Source organism: Lysinibacillus sp. COL-1 (assembly GCF_059814265.1).
In genome coordinates this window covers 2,912,751-2,937,597 of the sequence record NZ_JCAWSJ010000004.1, presented here as the reverse complement: position 1 = coordinate 2,937,597, position 24,847 = coordinate 2,912,751, and the positions used below count along the sequence as shown (strand labels likewise).

Here is a 24,847-nt window from a genome sequence, read left to right as displayed (position 1 = left end):
TTTTACTAGAAGGAAGAATAAATATTGGATCTATTGCTAGCTAAATACAATTTGAATAAGTTAACAAAAATAAAACCAAAAATTCACTTGATAATTTCGCACACTTTCTATTGACCATTATTAGACAATACGATATAATTTTTTAGTACACAACAGAAGGTAATTTGCCTAATTGTGTATTGACGTGTGTTCGGAGGGAGGGAAAGAGAGATGTCAAAAACTGTCGTTCGCAAAAACGAATCGCTTGAAGATGCTCTTCGCCGCTTCAAACGTACTGTATCAAAAAGTGGTACAATTCAAGAAGTTAGAAAGCGCGAGTTCTACGAAAAACCTAGCGTAAAACGTAAAAAGAAATCAGAAGCTGCACGTAAACGTAAGTGGTAATTTAATTTCCCATTAAAAATCCCTACGTTCATAACACGCAATTGTATGATTCACTGAGCAGACAAAATTATACCTGAAATTAATCACATGGAGGATTGATTTCAGGTATTTTACATTGCTCACGCTTACGTACATATGAAAAAGCCGAATGATATCTTATTGATTCATTCGGCTTTTTTTGTAGCATACTAAGTGTCAATCATTCAAAGGAAATGAATCTTAAATAAACTTAAAAAATTTTAAGATTTGTGAAACTTTTCGCATGATTGACCGTATATACAAGGGAGAAGCATGTTAGAAGGGAGGGAAAAAGATGCGAAGACGGAGAATCCTCAGCTATTTACTAGTAATATGGATGACTTTTTTGTTAGCGTTTCCATTAACGTCAGCTTTTGCAAGTAGTAAGGTCTACCATGTTCCAATTCATAATGAAGTAGAGCGAGGGCTTCATGCATTTTTAGAACGAGCTTTTAAAGAGGCTGAAGAAAACTATGCAGAGGCGATTATCTTAGATATACATACGCCTGGCGGATTTGTGAATGCTGCAAGTGATATCGCCATGCTTATGGATGCAACGGAGATACGTACAATTGCTTATATTAATAAGGATGCGCATTCAGCTGGTGCTTTTTTAGCCTTACATGCGGATGAGATTTACATGGTGCCGAATGGAACAATCGGTGCAGCAGCGGTCATTGATTCAGCAGGTAATGCAGCAGATTTAAAAGCTAATAGTGCTTGGCTTGCTCAAATGCAGGCAGCGGCAGAAACGTCAGGTCGCGATCCTAAGTATGCATTAGCAATGGCAGATACCAACTATGAACTACCAGAATACCGTGCTGGCGGAAAGAATTTGTTAACCTTATCTGCTTCAGAGGCATTGGAGGTTCGCTATTCTGAAGGAACGGTTAAAAATTTTCAGGAGCTTTTAGCGAAAACAAATCTAAAGAGTAGTGATATTGTTCCCATCGAACCAACATTTTCTGAAAAATTGGCTCGTTTTATTACAAATCCAATCATTGTACCCATTTTATTGTCTATCGCAAGTTTAGGGCTGGTGATGGAGCTATATTCGCCAGGATTTGGCGTTCCAGGTATAATGGGGCTATCAGCTCTTGGTTTATTTTTCTTTGGACATATGGTTGCAGGCTTCGCTGGTTATGAAACATTATTGTTATTTATAGTTGGTTTAGCCCTTGTAATTGCAGAGTTTTTTGTCCCCGGAGGAATTGTGGGAATTTTAGGTGGCGTGCTCATATTACTAAGTCTGATACTGGCAGGTGCAAATATGATGCAAATGATAGTAGCAATTCTCATTGCGCTTGTGATAGCGATGATAGGAATGGTGATTCTGATGAAATTTTTCGGAAAAAAAATGCATGTCTTAAACAGGCTCGTGTTAATGGATGCAACTACGACAGAAGAAGGGTATGTGTCCAATGTCAATCGCACAGAACTGTTAGGAAAAATTGGGAAAACGCTTACACCACTACGTCCATCAGGTACAATGGTACTTGGTAGTGAACGCATTGATATTGTATCAGAAGGTGGCTATATCGATGCCAATCAACATGTAGAAATTATTAAAGTTGAAGGCTCACGTATTGTTGTGAGACAAACAGATAAAGAGATGGAGGAATAGAAAATGGGTTTTGATTTAGCTTTAATTGGTCCAATTGCTGGACTGGTTATTTTATTCATTGTTCTTGCGGTATTCTTTACCTTTGTACCGGTAGCACTGTGGATTTCTGCATTAGCAGCAGGCGTTCGTGTTAGTATTTTCACATTAATTGGGATGCGTTTACGTCGAGTTATCCCTTCTCGAATTGTCAATCCGTTGATTAAAGCACATAAAGCAGGTTTACCTGTTACGATTAATCAGTTAGAGAGTCACTATTTAGCAGGTGGTAATGTTGACCGTGTTGTCAATGCATTAATTGCAGCTCACCGTGCCAATATTGAACTATCTTTTGAACGTTGTGCAGCGATTGATTTAGCTGGTCGAGATGTATTAGAAGCGGTTCAAATGTCTGTTAATCCAAAAGTTATTGAAACACCATTTATTTCAGGTGTAGCAATGAACGGGATTGAAGTTAAAGCAAAGGCACGTATTACAGTGCGTGCAAATATCGAGCGTTTAGTCGGTGGTGCTGGTGAAGAAACAGTTATTGCCCGTGTTGGTGAAGGGATTGTTTCGACAATCGGTTCGGCTGTGCACCATACAGAAGTATTAGAAAATCCTGATATGATTTCACAAACAGTATTATCAAAAGGTTTGGACTCAGGAACAGCCTTTGAAATCTTATCCATTGATATTGCCGACGTAGATATCGGTAAAAACATCGGTGCAGAATTACAGATTGAACAAGCACAGGCGGATAAAAACATTGCTCAGGCAAAAGCTGAAGAACGCCGTGCAATGGCTGTAGCGAATGAGCAGGAAATGATTGCCCGTGTTCAAGAAATGAAGGCGAAAGTAGTAGAGGCTGAAGCAGAAGTACCACAGGCTATGGCTGAAGCATTACGTTCTGGTAATCTTGGCATTATGGATTACATGAATTATCGTAATATTCAAGCGGATACGGCGATGCGCGATTCGATTTCAAAAGTAAGCACTGATAAGCCAGACACGAATGATCCAAATGCTTAAAAACGGAAAGGAGCGGAACTAACATATGGAACAATTAATAATTCTTGCCTTAATTGCCATAGCCAGCTCTATTTTCGGAAAATCAAAAAATAAAAAGCCTCAGAAACAGATGCCTCCTTTTAATAAAGATACAGCGGCAGAGCCTCCAGTTATGGCGGAAACAACGCCGCATCGTGCAGGGAGAGCGCAAAGTTTTGAAGATTTTGCACGAGAGTTTATTGGTGATTGGATTCCTGAAAATGAGAAAGCCGAAGAGCCTAAAAAGTTGGTCGAAGAACAGGTGAAGCAGGAAATACCGAGCTATATGGCCCCGCCAGTTATGCCAACGGATGTTCCTAGTCGTACTTCTATTCGAGAAAGTAGAGGACGTCTAGCTACTGGGAAAAAAGAGGTGCAAACTGTCGGTACTCCATCGGCTTTTCAATTACCTCAATCGAAAAACGATCTTATGCAAGCGATCGTAATGGCTGAAATATTAGGACCACCTAAAGCAAAAAGAAAATAACTAGCATGTCCTCCTTTTTCGATGCATATATTGCCGAAGAAGGAGGCATTTTTTATGAAAAAATTATTTCAATTAACGCCACTACTCGAATTGTTAGAATACGAATCATTAAAAATTATTGGACCTTATCGGTTTATCCATGCAGATGCTACGACCTGTTCGTTTGTTTATGCAGATTATCATATTACTGTCAATGCAGATTCCGTGAAGATTAATGCTCTAAAAGAAGAAATGCTTCATCTCTCTGTTGATAATCTACAGGAGCTTCAGATGAAAAAGGCAAAGAATATGGATGTGAGCTAAAATGTGGAATAATCGGCCTATCATTATACGTATAAAGCGCCATGAAAATGTTCATCCTTTTATTCAAGCATTGCATGCTCAGCATGTTCCGTTAAAGCGTGTAGTCTTTCGTGAGCAAGAAGTTTCCTTTGAAACAACTATGCATTACTTACCAAAAATTCGCCGTGCTCGAAGACAGTTTCGTTTGAAAATGGCTGTTTTTTATGCAGATGAGCTGCAAGTTTTCCGAGCACAGCTTTGGACTTTGCTTGGCTTAACCTTGATGATTGTCATTCCTATTATCTGCGCACAAGTCATTTGGCGAGTGGACATCGAGGCAGCGACACCCGAACTGGAGCAGCGGCTAGGCAAAACCTTTCAAGAGACCTTTCAACTAGAAACACCGCTCTCTAAAAAAAGTTTACCTTCCAATACCATCATACGTCAAAAGCTGTTAGAGCAACATCGAGAGCTATCATGGGTGCATATTGATAAACACGGCGGACGAGTAATACTGAGACCTCAGGAATCACCGAAGCAAACAGAGCAATCGAATGACAAATTAGCTTCGCATTTAGTCGCAACGAAAAGTGGTGTCATTACTCATTTTAATATACAAAATGGTGAACGGAAAATTTCAATAAATGATACAGCCTATGAGGGAGACGTCCTTGTGAGTGGTGTTATTGAAAGTGGTACAGATCAAGTTTATGTTGGGGCTAAGGGAGAGGTATTTGCAGACTATTGGCTTGAATGCTCGTTCAAAATCCCAACAACGATTACAATGGAAACTGTGCAGCAAAAGCAGTGGCGAGTATTGCTAAAGGGGATACACAAAGAAAAAGTAGATTATGTACAAAAGAAGGATTTACCGAATTGGTTAGACCCCTATGTTTCGATTGTAGAGGAACAACAGACAAATACGATGCAAGTGGAGCTTGATGAATCGAAAATAGAGTCATTGCTAATCCCTCTACTGCATGAAAAAGTGTTACGTTCGTTACCTGCAAAAACAATGATCAAGAAAGAAAACCTTTTACAGGCAAAGTGGGGGAATGGTACAGTTGAAGGGAAAGTTCTATTTTTAGTCAATGAAAACATTGCAAGTCCAATACAAGGCCTACAAGGAGAATGATTATGTCAGAACAGTTAACTGTATTACAGGTGGATAATCCAAACGAAGCGGTTATGCTACTCGGTATTTCAGATGCAAATATGAAATTAGTCGAAGAAGCACTAAATGTTCATATCATTACGCGCGGTGAGCAAATTCAGCTAGCTGGTGAAGAAAATGCTAAGGAGCAGGCAACCTTACTTCTGCATGCACTATTGAAGGTCATTCGCAAAGGAATTAATATTGATCAACGGGATGTTACAACAGCGATTGAAATGATACAAAAAGGCACGATTGAATATTTTGCAGAACTTTATGATGAAGAAATAGCACGCACGACGAAAGGCAAGCCAATCCGTGCAAAAACAATTGGTCAACGAGAATACATACAAGCAATCCGTCATAAAGACGTTGTTTTTGGTATTGGTCCAGCCGGTACTGGGAAAACGTATTTAGCGGTAGTCATGGCAACACAGGCACTTAAAAATGGGCATGTAAAGCGAATTATTTTAACTCGCCCTGCTGTTGAAGCAGGAGAGTCTCTAGGATTTCTGCCAGGAGATTTAAAGGAAAAGGTAGATCCTTATCTTAGACCTCTCTACGACGCTTTAAACGACATTTACGGGGCTGAACAAACACAAAGACTGATTGAACGCGGAACAATAGAAATCGCGCCATTAGCTTATATGCGTGGTCGTACATTAGATGATGCCTTTGTTATTTTGGATGAGGCTCAAAATACAACACATCAGCAAATGAAAATGTTTTTAACACGTCTAGGCTTCGGTTCTAAAATGGTCATTACAGGTGATAAAACGCAAATTGACCTACCTAAAAATACGGAATCTGGCTTGATTGTAGCAGAGCGTACATTAAAATATGTAAAATCCATACATTTCCAAGTATTAGAACAAGGCGATGTCGTACGCCACCCAATCGTAGCCAAAATCATCCAAGCCTACGAAGAACAGCAACTTTAGAATTGCGAAGCAATTCTAAAGTCTGCCCCGTAAGCGAAGCGTCAGGGGCAACGAGGTTTAAAAAGTCTGCCCCGTAAGCGAAGCGTCAGGGGCAACGAGGTTTAAAAAGTCTGCCCCGTAAGCGAAGCGTCAGGGGCAACGAGGTTTAAAAAGTCTGCCCCGCAAGCGAAGCGCCAGGGGCAACAAGGTTTAAAAAGTCTGCCCCGCAAGCGAAGCGCCAGGGGCAACAAGGTTTAAAAAGTCTGCCCCGTAAGCGAAGCGTCAGGGGCAACGAGGTTTAAAAAATCTGCCCGGCAAGCGAAGCGCCAGATGTGATAGTGTTTTAAAATCATCATTACAAAGCAAATAGCTAAACTACGAAATTAATCAAAATATGGGAAAAAATGTGACGGCTATGCAAAATTGTATAGCTGTTTTTTGCTTTCTTATACATTTTTCGAGAAAAATGTATGTTGAATTGGTATGATAGTAGGTAGATAGAGGAGGTGCCAAATGGAGAAACAACTTCGAAAATTTACAGAGCTTATCGGTTTTCGCTACTTTATTATCATCATTCTCATTTTAACAGGCGGCCTACAGTTTGCGTTTATGTATGGCAATGTTAAGGGAGTTACATATGATTTCAAACCACTACAGCTTGCGCCTGAAACCGTACGATCTACCAAAACGATTGAAGACACTTATAAGACGCAGCTAGAGCGGGAAAAAGCCGCCAATGCAGTGGATTCAGTCTATCAATTTTCGGAGGATGTCGCCAAGCAAAGAGCAGCGATTGTAACATCATTGTTTGATTATGTACTAGAAGTGAAAAAGGATGTTGCAAACAGTAAGGAACCTATACCTATTGCCGATCAAGTTGCACAGCTTCGCAAAAAATTCGAATCAATAGATGAAGACCAGATGCCATTAATCTTTACAGATTCACAGTTGGAAGGTCTGTTAGTGCAAAGTGATGAAGATTTAAACAGAACTAGTACGCAATTATCCAAATTTGTAGAGGACTATTTACAAAAGTCTATCCGACCTGAAAATGTCTTTGTGGCTCAAAATGATTTTGAGACAAAGATTCGAGGGCAACGAGGGTATCCTGATAAAATATTCAATACAGTCGTGTTAATAGGGCGTACAAGTATTATTGAAAATGAAACAATTAACGAAGACCAAACGAAAATTCGCAAAGAGCAGGCGAAGGAAAGCGTCGAGCCGACACGAATCTTACAAGGACAAATCATTGTGCAGGAAGGTCAAATTATTGATAATGAGGCTTACCGACAATTAGAGCTATTGGGTATGGTAAGTAATAAAGCATCCTTGAAGCCAATTGCTGGACTTATTATTTTAACGCTACTGCAAATGATGTTTATGTATATTTTATTTGAGCGTTGGGATGCTGACGAACGAAAAAAACGCAATGCCTTATTAGTGACAGTGATTGTTTATACGTTGTCAATCCTGCTCATGAAATTTATTAGCTTAGTGTCTGGTGGCTTTGATGTAACGATTGCCTTTCTGTTCCCGACGGCATTAGCTACAATGCTTGTACGATTATTAGCGGATGAACGAGCAGCTGTGCTCATTACCGTTATGACCGCAGCCTCAGCAGGTGTTATTTTTCAAGAAGGCTATTCATCTGTTATGCAAATGGAAATTACGTTGTATATTATTTTTGGAGGGCTTGCAAGCCTGTTCTTTTTGCGCAGTGTGGAAAAACGCTCACATATTTTACATGCAGTTGGTGTGATTTCCCTTGTCAACATGGCATTTATCGCCTTTTATTTACTCATGACACAATCATCCTACGGCTTGCCAGAATTAGTGTTTTACTTGATTGCAGCTATGTTATCTGCCTTGCTTTCAGGGGCATTAACAATGGGACTTTTACCATTCTTTGAGTCAGCATTTAGCTTATTATCGTCGCTGCGTTTAATTGAGCTATCCAATCCTAATCATCCTTTATTAAAAAAATTACTAATGGAAGCACCAGGGACATATCATCATAGTGTAATGGTAGCGAATTTAGCAGAAGCTGCCTGTGAAGAAATTGGTGCAGATGGTTTACTAGCGCGTGTTGGTTGTTATTATCATGATATAGGTAAAACAAAGCGTCCTGCCTTTTTCATTGAAAATCAAATGTCAGGTATTAATCCGCATGATTCTTTACCGCCTGAGACAAGTGCAGAAATTATTATCGCCCATACAACAGATGGAGCCGACATGTTAAAACGCTATAAAATGCCGCAAGAAATTATCGATATCGCTTTACAACATCATGGTACAAGTTTATTAAAGTTCTTCTTGTTTAAAGCGAAGGAACAAGGAAAAAGCATTGATGAGGCAAAGCTCCGTTATCCAGGTCCAAAACCACAAACTAAGGAAGCAGCGGTTATTAGTGTTGCTGACAGTGTTGAGGCAGCAGTTCGTTCAATGAAAGAGCCGAATGCTGAAAAAATTCATAAGCTAGTACGAGCGATCATTGATGATCGTGTACAGGATAATCAGTTTGATGAATGCGATATTTCGATAAAAGAGTTAAAATGTATAGAGAGAGTTCTTTGTGAAACGTTGAATGGTATTTTCCACTCACGTATTGAATATCCAAAGGCAGATAAGTAGGAGGATCTATGATTTTAACAATTGATTTTACAGATGAAACAAATGAAGTGGCTACACCACATACAGAGCTTGTTGAAAAGCTTTTACAGCATGCAGCGAGTATTGAAAATATTGAGCCAGAAACTGAGGTTTCAGTGACGTTTGTAACGAATGAGACGATTCAAGATATTAACCGTGAGTATCGTGGCAAGGATCAGCCTACAGATGTCATTTCCTTTGCGTTAGAGGAGCTAGGGGAAGGGGAAATCGAGGTAACTTTTGAAGGAATGCCACGTGTACTAGGTGATATTATCATTTCTACAGACCGTGCCAAAGAGCAGGCTGAGGAATACAATCATTCCTTTGAACGAGAATTAGGTTTTTTAGCTGTACATGGCTTTTTACATTTGCTTGGTTATGACCATATGGAGCCAGAAGAAGAGAAAAAAATGTTTACAAAGCAAGATGAAATTTTACAAACTTTCGGCTTAGGGCGAGACTAAATGGATTTGCGCAAATACTTGCGATCTTTTGGCTATGCATTGGAAGGCATTATCACAGCAAGTAAAGAACAAAATTTAAAATCACATATAATTAGTGCAATCATTGTTATAATGGCTGGTTATTGGACAGGTTTATCTCGTATGGAATGGTATATTGTGCTACTATTAATAGCACTAATGTTTGCGCTGGAAATGATCAATACAGCTATCGAACGGGCGGTTGATTTAGCTTCCCCAGAGATACATCCACTTGCTAAGCAGGCGAAAGATATTGCGGCAGGTGCAGTGCTTGTATTTGCGCTATTCAGTGCTATAATCGGATTACTCATCTTTCTGCCAAAATGGTTTTAATGGAAATGAGTGTCTTCTTAATGAAAATAAACCATAATGTGAGGGAGAATTTGTATAGATGACAGTGGATATGCAAGGATTATTAGAGGAATCAAAAAAAGCACGTGAAAAAGCCTATGTTCCATACTCGAAATTTAAAGTAGGTGCAGCTCTTTTAACAAAAGAGGGAGAGGTCATTCACGGCTGCAATATTGAAAATGCAGGCTATAGTATGACGAATTGTGCGGAGCGTACAGCGTTCTTTAAAGCTGTATCAGAGGGCATTTATGAATTCGAAGCCATTGCCATTGTTGCTGATACGGACGGGCCATGCGCACCGTGTGGAGCATGTCGTCAGGTAATGATGGAGTTTTGTGCGCCAACTATGCCTGTTTATTTAACGAACTTAAAAGGTGATGTGACGGTAACGTCGGTAGGCGAATTACTACCGTTTGCATTTACGACGGAGGATTTAGAGAATGCAGGAAACTAACAATGGCTACAAGTCAGGCTTTATCTCCATTATTGGTCGTCCAAATGTAGGAAAATCGACATTTTTAAATCGTGTCATTGGCCAAAAAATTGCGATCATGAGTGATAAGCCACAAACAACACGAAATAAAGTACAAGGTGTACTGACAACAGATGATAGCCAAATGGTTTTTATTGATACACCAGGTATTCACAAACCAAAACATAAACTAGGCGATTTCATGCTGAAAGTTTCTAAAAATACATTGCGTGAAGTGGATGTTATTATGTTTATGGTCAATGCTGAGCAAAAACTTGGTAAAGGCGATGAATTCATTTTAGAATTGTTGGCGGGGAATCCGACGCCTGTCTTTTTGGTCATCAATAAAATTGATGCCATTCATCCAGACGAATTAATAGGGATTATTGAGAACTATAAAGAGCGCTATAATTTTGCAGAAATTGTACCGATTTCAGCACTACAAGGGAATAATGTAGAAAATTTATTAGCGACGTTAGCAAAATATTTACCAGAAGGACCACAATATTACCCAGCAGATCAAGTGACGGATCATCCTGAGCGATTTATCATCTCAGAGCTGATACGCGAAAAAGTTTTACATTTAACACGTGAAGAAATTCCCCACTCGATTGCAGTGGTGATTGATAAAATTCGCCGTGATGAAGAAAATGCTGACAAAATTCATGTGGCCGCGACGATTATTGTGGAGCGCGATTCTCAAAAAGGCATTGTCATTGGGAAACGTGGAGCCTTGCTGAAAGAAGTAGGGACACGTGCACGAAAGGATATTGAAATGCTGTTAGGCTCAAAAGTCTATTTAGAGCTATGGGTTAAGGTACAAAAAGATTGGCGTAATAAATCTACACATTTACGCGATTTTGGATTCCGTGATGATGAATATTAAGCTGTTGTGATCCTAATCCAGCAGTGTTTATCGGGTGAATTTCTTAGCAGATGTTCAAACGCCTGCTGAATTAAAAATATAGACTTCAGCAGATGTTATAGATTGCCTCCTGGAGGTCTTTTTTCAAATCGTCTGCTCAGTAAAATCTGAGTGTAATTGAGAGGTATTACTTTGAGCTGTCCAAAGCATTTTGGATAGCTCTCTTTTCTTGGATAGCTCTTTTAGGAAAGGAGGAGAACTATGCTTCATAAATGGGAAGGCATTGTATTAAAGGTACGTGCTTATGGGGAATCCAATAAAATTGTCACTCTGCTAACACGAGAAGCTGGCAAAGTGGCTACAATGGCTAGGGGGGCAAAAAAGCCTTCTAGTCGATTGGCGTCCGTCACACAACCCTTTACCTATGGCATGTTTATGGTGCAACATCATACTGGTATGGGGACATTACAACAAGGAGAGCATTTGAACTCGATGCGTCATATTCGTGAAGATATTATGGCCACTGCCTATGCTAGCTATATCATGGAACTGGTGGAACGTGTCGTGGAAGAAGGGAAACCAGAGCCATTTGCTTTTGATGTATTATTACACGCATTACAAGCAATTGAGGAAGGCTATGATCCCGAAGCTATCACACTATTTGTTGAGTGGAAAATGTTACCCTATACAGGTGTGCAACCTATTTTACATGCCTGTGCTGCGTGTGGTGCTGTCGATGGGGAATTTGCTTTTTCCTTTGCACAAGGAGGGTTTTTATGTCATCGCTGTTATCAGTATGACCCCTATATCATTCGTTTAACACCAACACAACTGAAGCTTATACGTATGTTTTATACTGTTCCAATCGATCAAATCGGAAAAATAGAGCTAAAAAAAGAAACAAAATATTTCATCAAAAAAATTATTACAACCATCTATGAAGAACAAACAGGTATCCGCTTTAAGACGAAAAAATTTATTGAGCAACTAGAGCGAACGCCTGAATTGCAAATACGATCTAAAAATGAAATGCCAGAAGACTCATAATGTTCTTCTGGCATTTTGTGCTATTAAAAAATTATTTCAGATATCAAATTCATATAGAAAAGCCCATTGTCCAGCAATTTTTTTACTTTCCACATAGAGATAGACTGTTTCCTCGTTTTTACCTGTTAGATGAAGAATGGCAATACCTTCTGTTTTTGGTGTAACATGTAGTTGTCCATTAAGAATAGTTGCTTTTACAGGCGCTGGCTCAAAGTCAAAAACTTCAAGAGCTACACTAGCTGGCTCGAAAGGTAATACTGGCGTTGATAGTGTTAATTCGTCAGTTAAATGGTACAAATCAATACCGCGAACAAAGTCATAGGCATACACATCAGCCGCCATCTTTTGTTGCTGTGTCCCATCTGAAAATGTAACAATGAACTGTCCATTTTTCAAGATAGTTAATGTTTGATCATTCTGATTAAAGCTGTATAAATTCGATGCAAGTGCTTGCCCGTTCATATTTTGAACTGTTACCTCAGTTGGCACGAATGGTAAATTGCTTTCTGCTAAATCAAGTGGTGAATTTTCTGTATAATCCTCTTCCTTTACTTCCTCAAGCGTTACCTTCAGTTTTCCATTGACATTTTTTACATGAACTAAATAAAAAATAGTTGTAAAGTCCTCTGAATCATCAGTAAATCCAGTAATCACTAATTTGCCCGTACCTTCTTTTATAGGGGTAATCGTGATAGACTCTGTCATATCTTCCTCTTCAGTCCATGTGAAAATATCCTCTGCTGGCTCAAGACCACCATAAGACGCAAAGATATAGTCCTGTTTAAATTGACTTGCATAAACGGTTGCATTGCTTAACATTTTTTCAGCACGTACAACGAAGGCAGCCAATTGGGAACGCTTCACAGGACTCTTTGGACCGTATGTAGTGGCTGACGTTCCTTTTGTAATGCCATTGGCAAATAAAGCTTTAATATGAGGTTCGAATTCAGTTCCTTTTTTGACATCTGTAAATGGCAATTGTGTATTACTTGGACTCGTTAATCCAAAGCCCTTAGCAATCATTTTTGACATTTGTTCGCGTGTAATATTTTGATTTGGGTAGAAGTAACCATTTGCCCCATTAATTATTCCTGCATTGGCTAATGCGGCAATCGCTCCGTAATTTTCATCGCCAGGTTTAATGTCCTTAAATTGAGGATTTTTTACATGAACTGTATCTAATTTTAAAATACCTGCTAAAATTTTCGCAGCCTGTGTGCGTGTAATGGGGTTTGCAGGTTTAAACGTTCCGTCCATATAACCAGAAATAATGCCACGCTCTGCTAACTGAATGATAGCTTTTCCTTCTTCAGTGGATGAATTAACATCAGGAAAAAATGCTGCATATGCTGGTGGTGCGATAACAATCGCACTTGTTACTAAGGCAGATGCCATGGCTAGTTGAAATAAACGTTGAGACTTCAATTGAATTCCTCCAAATAGTACAATATAAAATTTTATAGTATGAATGTTTCGTTCAGACCTTCCTATGTATCAGTTCAAACTTCCGGACGATTGAATGTTAAAAAGGGGGATGTCTTTAGCATGTTAATTATTCATTATTTAACAGCTAATACTAACTATAATACCTTATTTATACCAAAAAGTTGGAACTGCGAATAGAGGAAATATCATCCTTGAGCATGACATTACTGGTAATTAAATGTTTAACAGCAACGAAAAAACTTGATTTGCCTCTTGAACTATACATCTATATGGAGAGAGTTGGATAGGTCAATAGTAGCATCGTTGGTTATACTTTAAGGGAATGAGAGGCGGATTGTAAATGAATAAAATTTCAATTTTTACAAATTAAAATGATTATAGAAAATTAGTTTTATATAATAAAGTTATGATTGTGAAATTTGAATAAAGGGTCTATTTGACTTTTTATTAATTTTTATTTCGATGATAAATGAAAAATAATAGGTAAAAGGTTTTGTGTTTTTCTTTAGTTTTCAATATATTAATAGTAGAAACCGATCACTTGAGTCCCATATACTAGTTGAAAAGGTATTTTAACCTATGATATTGTAATAAATATAGATAATCGTATTTATATTTTAAAAATATAATTTAGTCGTTTCATCCCCATCGACACAAATGTACGCTAGATCAATTTAGACATGCCTATGAAATGGAAGCCTCTATCAGCAAAACGTATTTTATCTTGATTCAGCAAATGTTTTTTTGTATCAAAAGCACAACATTAGGTACAAAAGCCTCCCTCTCTATAGGGAAAAATAAATGCTTGTTTTGCTGTTTTTAACGGGTATTTAAACACTGGCTGAATCAAGATAAAGCCTCCGCTAGATGTCACGGTTTTAAAAAAGAAGCTTTTCAAGCAAGCTTGGAAAAATCAGGACATATTCATCTGTGCGAAAGCGAGGAGTCATTGATACGTTATCAGAATAACGCAGTCCTATGGAAGAAGGAGGGAGTCACATAGTGCTTAGTACATTGCGTATGTGGCAGAAAATATGCTACGAAAAGTAACCTTAAGTATTCAGGAAGTTGAAGCGAATGATATATTAGCTGAAGATATTTTCTCAGACTATCGTCTATTAGCTAAAAAAGATTTAGTTTTAACGGAGCGAATTATTGCCTTACTTAAACTTCGAAAAGTAGATGAATTGTCAGTCTATTTACCATCTGATTCAGTTCGAGTTGTTCATGATTTAAGTATTCAACGAACAAGAGAATATGAAGATTTATTTGCTCCATTAATTGAAAAAACTGAACCAGTAGATGAATATAAAGAAACGGTAAGTCAGCTTTTTATGACAACGTTGGAGAATGTTGTGCATGAATTACGATATGGACAAATACTGAAAAGCATGCAAGATACGGCTTATGTACGTGGTGTTTTTGAAAAAATTTTAGAAAAAAAACATCGCTATGAGCTACTTATGCGCTTAAAGGAATGGGATGAATATTCATTTGTCCACTCATTTGATGTATTTGTGTTAGGGACAATCTTTGCTAGATATCTAGGTTTAACGGATATCGAAACATTAGCAAGAGGTTATTTATTCCACGATATTGGGAAGGTCTTTATACCGCAGGAAATATTAAATTTAAAGCGCAAACTCTCTGAAGATGAGTTTGAAATCGTCAAAACGCATACAACAAAAGGTTATGACTTACTAATAGAATATCAGGAGGAAGACATTGCCTATTTAGCGAGAGATCATCATGAACGCTTTGCAGGGAAGGGCTATCCAAATCAACTTTGTGCAGATGAAATGAGTGATGGTGTGCAATTATTACAAATTATTGATGTGTATTCAGCCATGACATCGAAAAGAGTCTACCATGTTGGCTACGGTGCTACAGATGCATTAGCTGTTTTATACAGGGATCGTCATTTATATAATGAGAACTTTATGCATAAGTTTGTTGAATGTTTAGGCATTTACCCAGTCAACTCGGTTGTTATGCTATCGGATAATCGTAGTGCACAAGTAGAGCTAGTTTATGATTTATTTCCGACATTACCAAAGGTGAGGTTGCTAGATGAGCAAAAATCTATGAACTTGCCTTTAAACTATAGTGTGAAAATTACGAAGATGATTGACTACAGGGCGAATAGCTTCGAAGAGATTTTTAACTTATTTGTGGAGCAATTAATCCGCTGTGATGAGAATAATCTGAGAATTCATTTTAGTAAATTAATTGATCATTTACATCCTAAAGAAATTGTCTTAAAAATTTTCTTACCAGCGTTTCGTATACTACGTTTGCTAACACGAGAAATACAAACAGATATGACGAAATATAGAAATTCTATTAGTATCTTAAAAAAGCTATTAGAAGAGCAATTAAATGTATTATATATGGATTATCAGCATGAACAAACGACCATTTTAGTGGTGGAGTCTTCCTTACGTGAAAATTTCTTCATTAAACTTGTGCAAAGTATTTTGTATATCGATAAAATAGTACCTTTCTTTATCAATCCAGGTGATGATCAACGTATTACACAATTGATGGGGCATTGTGATGTCAATGTCGCCTATTTTATTGAAGAGGAACAAACTGTTGACAAACGAGTTCGTCCAATGCGAGAAGGTGCCTTTCTTTATTATTCATTAGCTGATATTGAAGAGATACTAGTGAGCTTAGTAGGGATGAGCATGAAAAAGTTTTCATTCGAGGAAAAAATGCAAGAGCGCTTATTTTCCACATATAAAGCATAAAAAGAGGGAGTTGCCAGACTGGCTACTCCCTCTTTTGTTCAGCAAAACGATTAGAATTGAAGATGTTTTTCGATATATGCTTTTACTTCTGCAATTGGCATACGAACTTGCGTCATAGAATCGCGATGACGTACTGTTACTTGGCCATCCTCTTTTGAGTCAAAATCGTATGTGATACAGAATGGTGTACCAATTTCATCCTGACGGCGGTAACGTTTACCGATTGATTGTGATTCATCAAAATCAACAGGGAACGCTTTGCGGAGCTCTGCCCAAACATCTGCCGCTTCATCAGATAATTTTTTAGAAAGCGGTAGAACAGCAGCTTTAAATGGTGCTAGTGCAGGGTGGAAACGTAAAACTGTACGTTTATCGTCACCTTCTAGCTCTTCTTCATCATAGGCATCACATAGGAATGCTAATGTGACACGGTCAGCCCCTAAAGATGGCTCAATACAATAAGGAACATAACGTTCGTTTGATACAGGATCGATATAAGTGAAATCTTCACCTGAGTGTTCCATATGTTGTTTTAAGTCATAATCTGTACGATCAGCTACGCCCCAAAGCTCTCCCCAACCGAATGGGAATTTGAATTCGATATCTGTTGTAGCATTTGAGTAGTGAGATAGCTCATCATCTTCATGGTCACGAAGACGCATAGATTCTTCTTTCATGCCTAAGTTTAGTAACCAATTTTTACAGAATTCTTTCCAATAGGCGTGCCATTGGAGATCTTCGCCAGGTTTGCAGAAGAATTCTAGCTCCATTTGCTCGAATTCACGTGTACGGAATGTGAAGTTACCAGGTGTAATTTCGTTACGGAAAGATTTACCGATTTGTGCGATACCAAATGGTGTACGTTTACGCATAGAACGTTGAACGTTTTTGAAGTTCACGAAAATACCTTGTGCCGTTTCGGGACGTAAATAAATTTCGTTTGTAGAAGATTCCGTCACACCTTGGAACGTTTTAAACATTAGGTTGAATTGACGAATATCTGTAAAATCCGCTTTTCCGCAATCCGGACATACTACGTCATATTTAATCATTGTTTCTTTCATTTGATCGAATGTCATACCATCCACAATGATTTCATCGCCTTTTGCTAATGCAGCATCCTCGATAATTTTATCTGCGCGATGACGAGCCTTACATGATTTACAGTCGATCATTGGGTCGTTGAAGTTACCAACATGACCAGAAGCAACCCATGCTTTTGGGTTCATTAAGATCGCAGCATCAATACCTACATTGTGTTCTGATTCTTGAACGAATTTTTGCCACCATGCTTTTTTAATATTGTTTTTTAATTCGACACCTAGTGGACCGTAATCCCAAGTGTTTGCTAAACCACCATAGATTTCAGAACCAGGGAAGACAAAGCCTCGATGTTTTGCTAATGATACGATGGTTTCCATTGATTTGTTAGCCATAAAAATAGCCTCCTTCTAAGTTTTTCATATTGTTCTTTTAGCGGTAAAACGCTAAAGTTATTTCATCTAGTAGTAGATACTAAATGAAAATAGCACCCGTCTCCGGGCACAATGTATGCCCAGGGACGAGTGCTAAGACCCGCGGTTCCACCCTGATTGTTTTAAACGAATGTTTAAAACCTCTTTTCAAAAAGTTAGCTCAAGGAGTGCCTTTTCTCTGTTGCTGTGTAGACTTTCACCATCTTCTACTCGCTATTGAATGGAACAGATACTTTTTTCCCATCATCGCCTGTATAACGCAATTTTGCTCGAAAATACAGATAGAGCAAGCGTATGTGTCAATATTGTAGCATGCAGTTCTTTAATTCGCAATAATTATTAAAATAGTATATAATAATTGAGCATAAGTATAACACTATTAGATTTGAGGCGGTGAGTCCAATCGAACTCAATAAACGTCAGGAAGACATTTTACAGATTGTGAAAGAAAATGGCCCTATTACCGGGGAACATATTGCGGAACGTCTCAATCTGACACGAGCAACTTTAAGACCAGATTTAGCGATTCTAACGATGGCAGGATTTTTAGATGCGAGACCAAGAGTTGGTTATTTTTATTCAGGTAAAAAAACATCCATTAATTTATTGGATAGTATTCACAATTTAAAAGTGAAAGACTTTCATTCAGGTCCTGTCGTGGTCCCGGAAACAATGACGGTTTATGATGCAATTTGCTTTATGTTTTCAGAAGATGTTGGTACACTCTTTGTCGTAGATAAGAATGAGTTTTTGACAGGCGTACTATCTCGCAAAGATTTACTACGTACAAGTATTGGTACGCAGGATTTAAATAAAATTCCAGTACATATTATTATGACACGTATGCCAAATATTTCGTACTGTGAAAGATCAGATTCATTAGTTGTTGCAGCGAACAAGCTTATTGAACGAGAAGTTGATTCGCTACCAGTAGTTGAACCACAGGAGGGTGGTTTAACCATAGTAGGTCGTCTTACAAAAACAACGATTACACGAGCTTTCTTATCTCTTGCACAAAACGTCTAAATTAGAAGGAGAGCTGCATGAAAAAACTACGCGTATTTGTTGTATCTGATTCTGTCGGCGAAACTGGTGATCAAGTTGCCAAAGCGGTTATTAGCCAGTTCCGACCGGGTTTAGAAAATACTGTGATTCGTCGGTTTCCTCACATTCAGTCCGAGGAGCTAATCCGTAAAATTGTTTTCCTTGCAGCCCAACAACGAGCATTTATCGTCTATACATTAGTTCGTCAAGAAATGCGTAAATTATTACATGATTTATGTGAGCAAGAAAAAATTCAGGCAGTAGATATTTTAGGACCAGCCTTACAAACTATGGCAACCTTTATGGAAGAAAACCCATTAGAAACGCCAGGGATTGTTCATATGTTGGATGATGATTATTTTAAAAAAATTGAAGCCATTGAATTTGCGGTAAAATATGATGATGGCAGAGATCCACGTGGGTTATTACAGGCTGATATCGTACTCGTAGGCGTATCAAGAACATCCAAAACACCACTTTCACAGTATTTAGCCCATAAAAAATATAAGGTGGCAAATGTTCCTTTAGTACCAGAGGTAGAGCCACCGGAAGAGCTTTTACAAATAGATCCGAAAAAATGCTTTGGCTTAATCATTTCACCTGAAAAGTTAAACTTTATCAGAAGAGAAAGATTAATGTCACTCGGATTAAATGATGATGCTATCTATGCACAACATGAACGGATTTTAGATGAGATACAACATTTTGAAAAAATTGTCGGTAAAATAGGTTGTCAAGTTATTGATGTGACTAATAAAGCTGTCGAAGAGACTGCAAATACGATCATTGAACATATTTTTACTCGTAAATAAGATGGAAATTTAAACCACCTCGGTTAGTAGAGGCGGTTTTTTTGAGTGTATTTTGAAAATAGTATAGATAAAAACTAATTTTTGTTTTATAATAATAAAATTGTGGTAAAAATATTTATAAGAGAAAAATCCTAATTTTTTGTCGAGAAATAAAGGAATTTTAAAACGAATAGCGAATTGTGTTTCTAGAACGCAAATATTAAAGATGGTGATGGATTTGGCAGGGAAGATTCCAGAAGAAGTAATTGAACAGATTCGTACACAATCGGATATCGTTGATGTGATTAGTGAATACATGCAGCTGACCAAGCGTGGGCGAAATTGGTTTGGCCTCTGTCCATTTCATGGAGAGCAAACACCGTCTTTTTCTGTATCAACAGACAAGCAAATCTTTCATTGCTTTGGTTGTGGTGCAGGGGGGAATGCTATTACTTTTGTAATGGATATAGAAGGCATTTCTTTTCCTGATGCCGTTGTGAAACTTGGGGAACGTGCTGGCATACACTTAGATGTTGAGCCAAGCTTTCCAGAGGGAACAAAAAAGATATCTAAAGCAGAAGAAAGGATGAAAGAAGCACACGCTTTTGCAGCAGATTTTTTTCATCATCTACTGTTGAATACAGAGGATGGCGAAGAACCTTTAAATTATTTGCTAGAAAGAGGATTTACAAGGGAACTTATAGAATCTAATAACATTGGTTGGTCTCTCCCAAGCTTTGAAGCATTAACAATATTGCTTGAAAGAAAAGGTTATAACTTACAAGAAATTGCGGAAAGTGGCCTCATCATTAAGCGAGAGGGAGAAGAACGCTACTTTGATCGCTTTAGAGGACGTATTATGTTTCCGATTCGAGATGAGAATGGTAAAATTATTGCCTTCTCAGGTCGAATACTTACATCAACTGGTGAAGAAGCGAAATATTTAAATAGTCCAGAATCACCAATATTTCAAAAAAGTGAAGTGCTTTATAACCTAGATAAAGCACGAACTTCTATCAGAAAAAATCGTCAAGTAGTATTGATGGAAGGTTTTATGGATGTTTTAGCGGCCAACTCTGTAGGTGTCATGAATGTGGTTGCGACAATGGGAACTTCGCTAACAAATCAGCATATCACAAAGCTAAAACGCTTAGTAGAGCAAATTACGATTTGCTATGATGGTGATAATGCTGGATTTGATGCAGCGAAACGAGCGGCGCAATTACTGCATACGGAGCGCATGAAAGTCGATATTGCTGTATTGCCAGAAAAATTAGATCCTGATGAATACATTCACTCTTTAGGTGGACAAGCATTTAAGGAACAAATTTTGGAAAATCCTCATGCGTATATTGCTTTTATGATGATGCATGCTAGACGCAATAAGAACTTTCAATTTGAAAATGATACGCTTCAGTATATTCAAGAAGTCCTTGAACAACTAGTAGGGAGATCCTCACCAGTTGAACGAGATTTGTATATACGACAGTTATCAAATGAAACCAATATATCGGAAGAAGCCATTTATGCTCAATTCCGAAAGTTGGAGGCTAATCAGGTACGTTCTGCAAAATCAGAAATGCCTACACAGATGCCTTCAATGCCAGTCACGCAGCAGCAAAAGCCTATGGACGCAGCCGAACGTGCCGAACGTTTATTACTGGCTCATATGCTTCATAATATAGATGTAGTGGACAGGGTATTACGTAGTGAGCAAAAGGAGCCATTTGTACGAGATGCTTATATGGCTGTTTTTGTTCGCTTAGTAGGGTTTTATGAGGAATATGGTCATCCTGATTATCAACGCTTTGTGGAAATTTTGGATGACGCTGAATTACGAAAAATTGTCATGGAAGCAGCTTTAGTTGAGCGAGATCCTGATCAAGCAGAGGCAGAGGTAATGGACTCCATCCGTCAGCTTCAAAAATATAGAATTGAGCAAGAAATTTATCAAAAGATGCATGAGTCAAAGGAAGCGGAGAAGATGCATGAGTATGCACGTGCACTTGAAATCGCCCAACAGATTATTCATTTAAGAAAATCGTTATCGGCGATTTAACCCGATTCGGTTGTTTAGAAGGAGGAAGGTTTATGGCGGACAAGTCAGAACGTTCAAAAGAGATAGAAGTAGAAATTACATTAGATGATGCAAAAAAATTCCTACAAGAAAAAGCGAAAACAGAAGGTGAAATTTCGATGAAAGAAATTTCAGAGAAACTAACACCTTATGAATTGGAAAATGAAGAAATTTTCCATTTTGCTGAGGATCTTGAAAAGCATAAAGACATTCAAATCATTGGAAAAGAAGAATTTGAAGAAGAAAGTCTAATGAAAGAAGAAGCAAATGAAGAAACTTTCGACTTAAACGATTTGAGTGTACCACCAGGTGTTAAAATAAATGACCCTGTACGTATGTATTTAAAAGAAATTGGCCGAGTAGATTTACTATCTGCTGAGCAGGAAATTGCACTTGCAGAGCGTATTGAGCAAGGAGACGAGGAAGCACGTAAACGTTTAGCAGAGGCGAACTTACGTTTAGTTGTATCGATTGCAAAACGTTATGTTGGTCGTGGTATGCTATTCCTTGATTTAATCCAAGAAGGGAATATGGGTCTGATTAAGGCTGTTGAAAAATTCGATTACCGTAAAGGATTTAAATTCTCTACTTACGCTACATGGTGGATTCGTCAGGCAATTACACGCGCGATTGCTGACCAAGCTCGTACGATTCGTATTCCTGTTCATATGGTCGAAACCATTAATAAATTAATACGTGTACAACGTCAACTTTTACAAGATTTGGGTCGTGAGCCTTCTCCAGAAGAAATTGGAGAGGAAATGGATTTAACACCTGAAAAAGTTCGTGAAATTTTAAAAATTGCACAAGAACCAGTATCTCTTGAAACACCAATTGGAGAAGAAGATGATTCACATTTAGGAGACTTTATTGAGGATTCTGAAGCACAATCTCCATCTGACCATGCAGCCTATGAACTGTTAAAAGAGCAATTAGAAGATGTACTAGATACGTTAACAGACCGTGAAGAAAACGTACTTCGTTTACGTTTTGGATTAGATGATGGTCGCACACGTACATTAGAAGAGGTAGGAAAAGTCTTTGGCGTAACTCGTGAGCGTATTCGTCAAATCGAGGCGAAAGCATTAAGAAAATTACGTCATCCTTCTCGCAGTAAACGTTTAAAAGATTTCTTAGAATAAATTTAAATAGATGGAGCTATCCGACTAGTGTAAATATACCTAGTTGGGATAGCTCCTTTTTTATATACTGAAAAGGTAATAAGCCCCGCTACTCGACTTTCTTATTTTCGACAATAATAGATAATTAGAATGAAGGAAATGAAAGATTTGCGACTTTATACAGATGTGTTTTCCAAAATTGTGAGATAAAATTGTAATACAACCATTATTAAGCAATGTTTGGAGCTATCACTATGACAAATCCTCGAAAGAAAATAATCCTTAATGAAATTTTATTTTGGAAGCAAAATAAACTTTTACCAGAGCACTATTGTGACTTTTTAGCAGCTCTTTATACAGAAGGGGCTGATATAGAGGAGTTAGAGCCAGTGCAACATCCTAAACAAGCGATTTTGCCATCAGAAAAAAGAAAAATGGTCCTATTAGTAGTGGGTCTATGTATCGCCATCATGGCTGTTTTGACACTCTATTTTACAATGCAATCTTTGACTTTGATATTAACTGTGGTTGTGGGATTAGGGGCATGTATCTTATTTATTGCTGCATGGCAAATGGCACAAAAAAAACATCTACTGGCGCCTATTTTTCATGTACTGGCAGCCATTCTGCTATTTAGTATGTCTATTCGTATTTGCACTACATATTTTAGTGGAAATAATACGGTTTTGTTTTGTTTGATTGCAGCGAATTGTATAATTTGGCTTTGGTCGGGTATTAAAATGAAACTGCTATATTTCACAGTCTCAGGTGTTTTAGGGTTAGTAGCACTGATTGGATATTATATCATAAATCTATCTTGATACAGCAAATATTATATTGAAATTATTATTACATGAGAATCTGTATGTTGATACAAGACATACAGATTTTTTAATTTTTTGGTATATGTACGTGTGCAAAGGGTATGATAACAACAGAATCGTAATGAAAACAATGGTATGGAAAAGGATAAATATGACCAAATTTTGGGGTTGGCAAGACATATTTTATCCAATAGATACAGAAATGTCGAATTTGTTACAAACAAAGGAAAACTTAGCGAATAGGGCTTTTCGTTTCTTTGTTAATGAAGTACAATATTAGATGTTGACTGATTCTATATTATAATAGAAGTAGACTTAAAATGAGGAGGGGAAACTTATGAAAAACAATCCAGTCGTTCCTTACATCTTAATTCTGGCATTTGGTATTGGTCTTATTTTCTTCATGTCTTTACAAGGTGCAGATAACAAGAAAGAAATTGCTGCTGAACATGAGGGCGGTGGCGAAACTACTGAAACTACAGATGCAAACGATGATGGTGCAGCACTAGTACAATCTTGTATCGGTTGTCACGGTAATGATTTAAGTGGTAGTATGGGTCCAAACCTACATGGCTTAGATGAAGCCCATATCGTTGAAGTTTTAACAAAGGGTATCGAAGGTACTCCAATGCAACCGAACATGAAAACTGAAGAGGAAGCAAAAGCAATCGCTGAATACATTTCTACTTTAGAATAGTATGACTGACAAGTAGCTGTACTGACATAGTACAGCTACTTTTATCTTCAGCTACATAATAAAAATGGGGTTGTCCACAAAAAATGTGGGGCAACTCCATTTGTTTTTTTTCACGACATCATCCATACTATTAATGGACTCTATTGAAGATAGGCGGTATAAAATGAACGCACAAAAACTTTCAAAACGATTAGAAACAGTAGCAAAATTTGTTCCCACAGGAGCTATTATGGCAGATATCGGTAGTGACCATGCCTATCTACCATGCTATTTGATTCATCAGGGAACTGCTTCTCGTGCCATCGCAGGAGAGGTTGTAAAAGGACCCTATGAATCAGCTGTAGGACAAGTACAAAAGGAAGGCTTAACGGAGAAGATTACCGTACGTCTTGCAGATGGATTAGCAGCGATTGAAATGACTGACCATGTGGACACAGTCACAATTGCTGGGATGGGTGGACCTTTGATTGTTTCCATCCTAGATAAGTATCCTGAAAAGCTTCAAGGTGTCACACGTCTTATTTTACAGCCCAATATTCATGCTAAGGTCATTCGTGAGTGGGCGTTAGCACATCAGTGGGCGATTCTGGATGAAGAGATCTTAGAGGAAGATGATAAAATCTATGAAATCCTTGTATTGCAAAGAGGACAAATGAAGCTATCTACAGCAGAGATTTTATTTGGTCCTAAATTAAGCCAACGCAAATCACCAGCATTTATGAAAAAATGGTTACGCGAAAAAGACAACTGGCAACGAGTGCTACAATCCATTGAAGAGGCAGAACAAACACCTGAAATTGAAGAAAAGCGTGCAGAGTTAATGGCTCTGATACATTTAGTGGAAGGAGTTTTGTAA

At 38.0% G+C, this 24,847-nt stretch carries 23 protein-coding genes; 21 read left to right on the top strand and 2 right to left on the bottom strand.

Annotation, left to right across the window (positions count from 1 at the left end; genetic code table 11):
• Positions 1-210 precede the first annotated feature (210 nt).
• The 13 genes from rpsU to recO all read left to right on the top strand — a co-directional run bounded on the left by rpsU (position 211) and on the right by recO (position 11,763).
• A complete protein-coding gene (gene rpsU, locus AC6BKE_RS22775; protein WP_004227078.1) occupies positions 211-384 on the top strand; it encodes a 30S ribosomal protein S21 in 174 nt (57 codons plus the stop codon).
• 313 nt (positions 385-697) lie between these two features.
• Positions 698-2,026 carry an NfeD family protein gene (locus tag AC6BKE_RS22770; RefSeq protein ID WP_036121667.1) on the top strand — a complete coding sequence of 443 codons (1,329 nt, stop codon included), beginning with the start codon at positions 698-700 and terminating at the stop codon, positions 2,024-2,026.
• 3 nt (positions 2,027-2,029) lie between these two features.
• Positions 2,030-3,034, top strand: coding sequence for a flotillin-like protein FloA (floA, locus tag AC6BKE_RS22765; protein ID WP_036121665.1), 1,005 nt, complete (start codon positions 2,030-2,032; stop codon positions 3,032-3,034).
• Between the two features lie 25 nt (positions 3,035-3,059).
• A complete protein-coding gene (locus AC6BKE_RS22760; protein WP_499858126.1) occupies positions 3,060-3,539 on the top strand; it encodes a hypothetical protein in 480 nt (159 codons plus the stop codon).
• 54 nt (positions 3,540-3,593) lie between these two features.
• Positions 3,594-3,842 carry a hypothetical protein gene (locus AC6BKE_RS22755; protein WP_036121657.1) on the top strand — a complete coding sequence of 83 codons (249 nt, stop codon included), beginning with the start codon at positions 3,594-3,596 and terminating at the stop codon, positions 3,840-3,842.
• Position 3,843: 1 nt separating this feature from the next.
• Positions 3,844-4,956, top strand: coding sequence for a sporulation protein YqfD (locus tag AC6BKE_RS22750; protein WP_036121654.1), 1,113 nt, complete (start codon positions 3,844-3,846; stop codon positions 4,954-4,956).
• A 2-nt stretch (positions 4,957-4,958) separates the two neighbouring features.
• Entirely contained in the window at positions 4,959-5,915 is a 957-nt protein-coding gene (locus AC6BKE_RS22745) for a PhoH family protein (RefSeq protein ID WP_036121651.1), read from the top strand.
• Positions 5,916-6,407: 492 nt separating this feature from the next.
• On the top strand, positions 6,408-8,528 hold the full coding sequence (locus AC6BKE_RS22740) for an HD family phosphohydrolase (RefSeq protein ID WP_058844758.1): 2,121 nt from the start codon (positions 6,408-6,410) through the stop codon (positions 8,526-8,528).
• A gap of 8 nt (positions 8,529-8,536) precedes the next feature.
• Positions 8,537-9,010 (top strand): rRNA maturation RNase YbeY, encoded by a 474-nt coding sequence (gene ybeY, locus AC6BKE_RS22735; protein WP_036120532.1) that lies wholly within the window; start codon positions 8,537-8,539, stop codon positions 9,008-9,010.
• Positions 9,011-9,361: a diacylglycerol kinase family protein gene (locus AC6BKE_RS22730; protein WP_036120529.1), complete on the top strand. Its 351-nt coding sequence runs from the start codon at positions 9,011-9,013 to the stop codon at positions 9,359-9,361.
• Between the two features lie 58 nt (positions 9,362-9,419).
• Positions 9,420-9,833: a cytidine deaminase gene (locus tag AC6BKE_RS22725; protein ID WP_080717050.1), complete on the top strand. Its 414-nt coding sequence runs from the start codon at positions 9,420-9,422 to the stop codon at positions 9,831-9,833.
• Entirely contained in the window at positions 9,820-10,737 is a 918-nt protein-coding gene (gene era / locus AC6BKE_RS22720) for a GTPase Era (protein ID WP_036120526.1), read from the top strand. The genes AC6BKE_RS22725 and era overlap by 14 nt, the downstream gene beginning before the upstream one ends.
• Before the next feature lie 240 nt (positions 10,738-10,977).
• The gene (recO, locus tag AC6BKE_RS22715) at positions 10,978-11,763 is read left to right on the top strand and encodes a DNA repair protein RecO (protein WP_036120522.1); all 786 of its coding nucleotides are present in this window, start codon (positions 10,978-10,980) and stop codon (positions 11,761-11,763) included.
• Positions 11,764-11,799: 36 nt separating this feature from the next.
• Here the strand turns inward: recO and AC6BKE_RS22710 are convergent, their stop codons facing one another.
• Positions 11,800-13,188 carry an S-layer homology domain-containing protein gene (locus AC6BKE_RS22710; RefSeq protein WP_499858122.1) on the bottom strand — a complete coding sequence of 463 codons (1,389 nt, stop codon included), beginning with the start codon at positions 13,186-13,188 and terminating at the stop codon, positions 11,800-11,802.
• 1,055 nt (positions 13,189-14,243) lie between these two features.
• Here AC6BKE_RS22710 and AC6BKE_RS22705 point away from each other — a divergent pair.
• Positions 14,244-15,962: an HD-GYP domain-containing protein gene (locus tag AC6BKE_RS22705; RefSeq protein WP_089933549.1), complete on the top strand. Its 1,719-nt coding sequence runs from the start codon at positions 14,244-14,246 to the stop codon at positions 15,960-15,962.
• A gap of 50 nt (positions 15,963-16,012) precedes the next feature.
• Here AC6BKE_RS22705 and AC6BKE_RS22700 read toward each other — a convergent pair whose 3' ends face one another.
• Complete coding sequence (locus AC6BKE_RS22700) at positions 16,013-17,398, bottom strand: glycine--tRNA ligase (RefSeq protein WP_036120515.1); 1,386 nt, start codon at positions 17,396-17,398, stop codon at positions 16,013-16,015.
• 432 nt (positions 17,399-17,830) lie between these two features.
• Between AC6BKE_RS22700 and ccpN the strand changes: the two genes are divergently transcribed.
• The 7 genes from ccpN (at position 17,831) to AC6BKE_RS22665 (ending at position 24,847) form a co-directional block, all read left to right on the top strand.
• Positions 17,831-18,463, top strand: a complete 633-nt coding sequence (ccpN, locus tag AC6BKE_RS22695) for a transcriptional regulator CcpN (RefSeq protein WP_036120509.1) — start codon at positions 17,831-17,833, stop codon at positions 18,461-18,463.
• 17 nt (positions 18,464-18,480) lie between these two features.
• Complete coding sequence (locus AC6BKE_RS22690; RefSeq protein WP_036120506.1) at positions 18,481-19,293, top strand: pyruvate, water dikinase regulatory protein; 813 nt, start codon at positions 18,481-18,483, stop codon at positions 19,291-19,293.
• 205 nt (positions 19,294-19,498) lie between these two features.
• Positions 19,499-21,331: a DNA primase gene (gene dnaG / locus AC6BKE_RS22685; RefSeq protein WP_080717049.1), complete on the top strand. Its 1,833-nt coding sequence runs from the start codon at positions 19,499-19,501 to the stop codon at positions 21,329-21,331.
• 32 nt (positions 21,332-21,363) lie between these two features.
• A complete protein-coding gene (rpoD, locus tag AC6BKE_RS22680) occupies positions 21,364-22,491 on the top strand; it encodes an RNA polymerase sigma factor RpoD (RefSeq protein ID WP_004227165.1) in 1,128 nt (375 codons plus the stop codon).
• 233 nt (positions 22,492-22,724) lie between these two features.
• The gene (locus tag AC6BKE_RS22675; protein ID WP_036120498.1) at positions 22,725-23,291 is read left to right on the top strand and encodes a hypothetical protein; all 567 of its coding nucleotides are present in this window, start codon (positions 22,725-22,727) and stop codon (positions 23,289-23,291) included.
• A 340-nt stretch (positions 23,292-23,631) separates the two neighbouring features.
• Positions 23,632-23,991 carry a cytochrome c550 gene (gene cccA, locus AC6BKE_RS22670; RefSeq protein WP_036120495.1) on the top strand — a complete coding sequence of 120 codons (360 nt, stop codon included), beginning with the start codon at positions 23,632-23,634 and terminating at the stop codon, positions 23,989-23,991.
• Between the two features lie 163 nt (positions 23,992-24,154).
• Positions 24,155-24,847, top strand: coding sequence for a tRNA (adenine(22)-N(1))-methyltransferase (locus AC6BKE_RS22665; protein WP_058844762.1), 693 nt, complete (start codon positions 24,155-24,157; stop codon positions 24,845-24,847).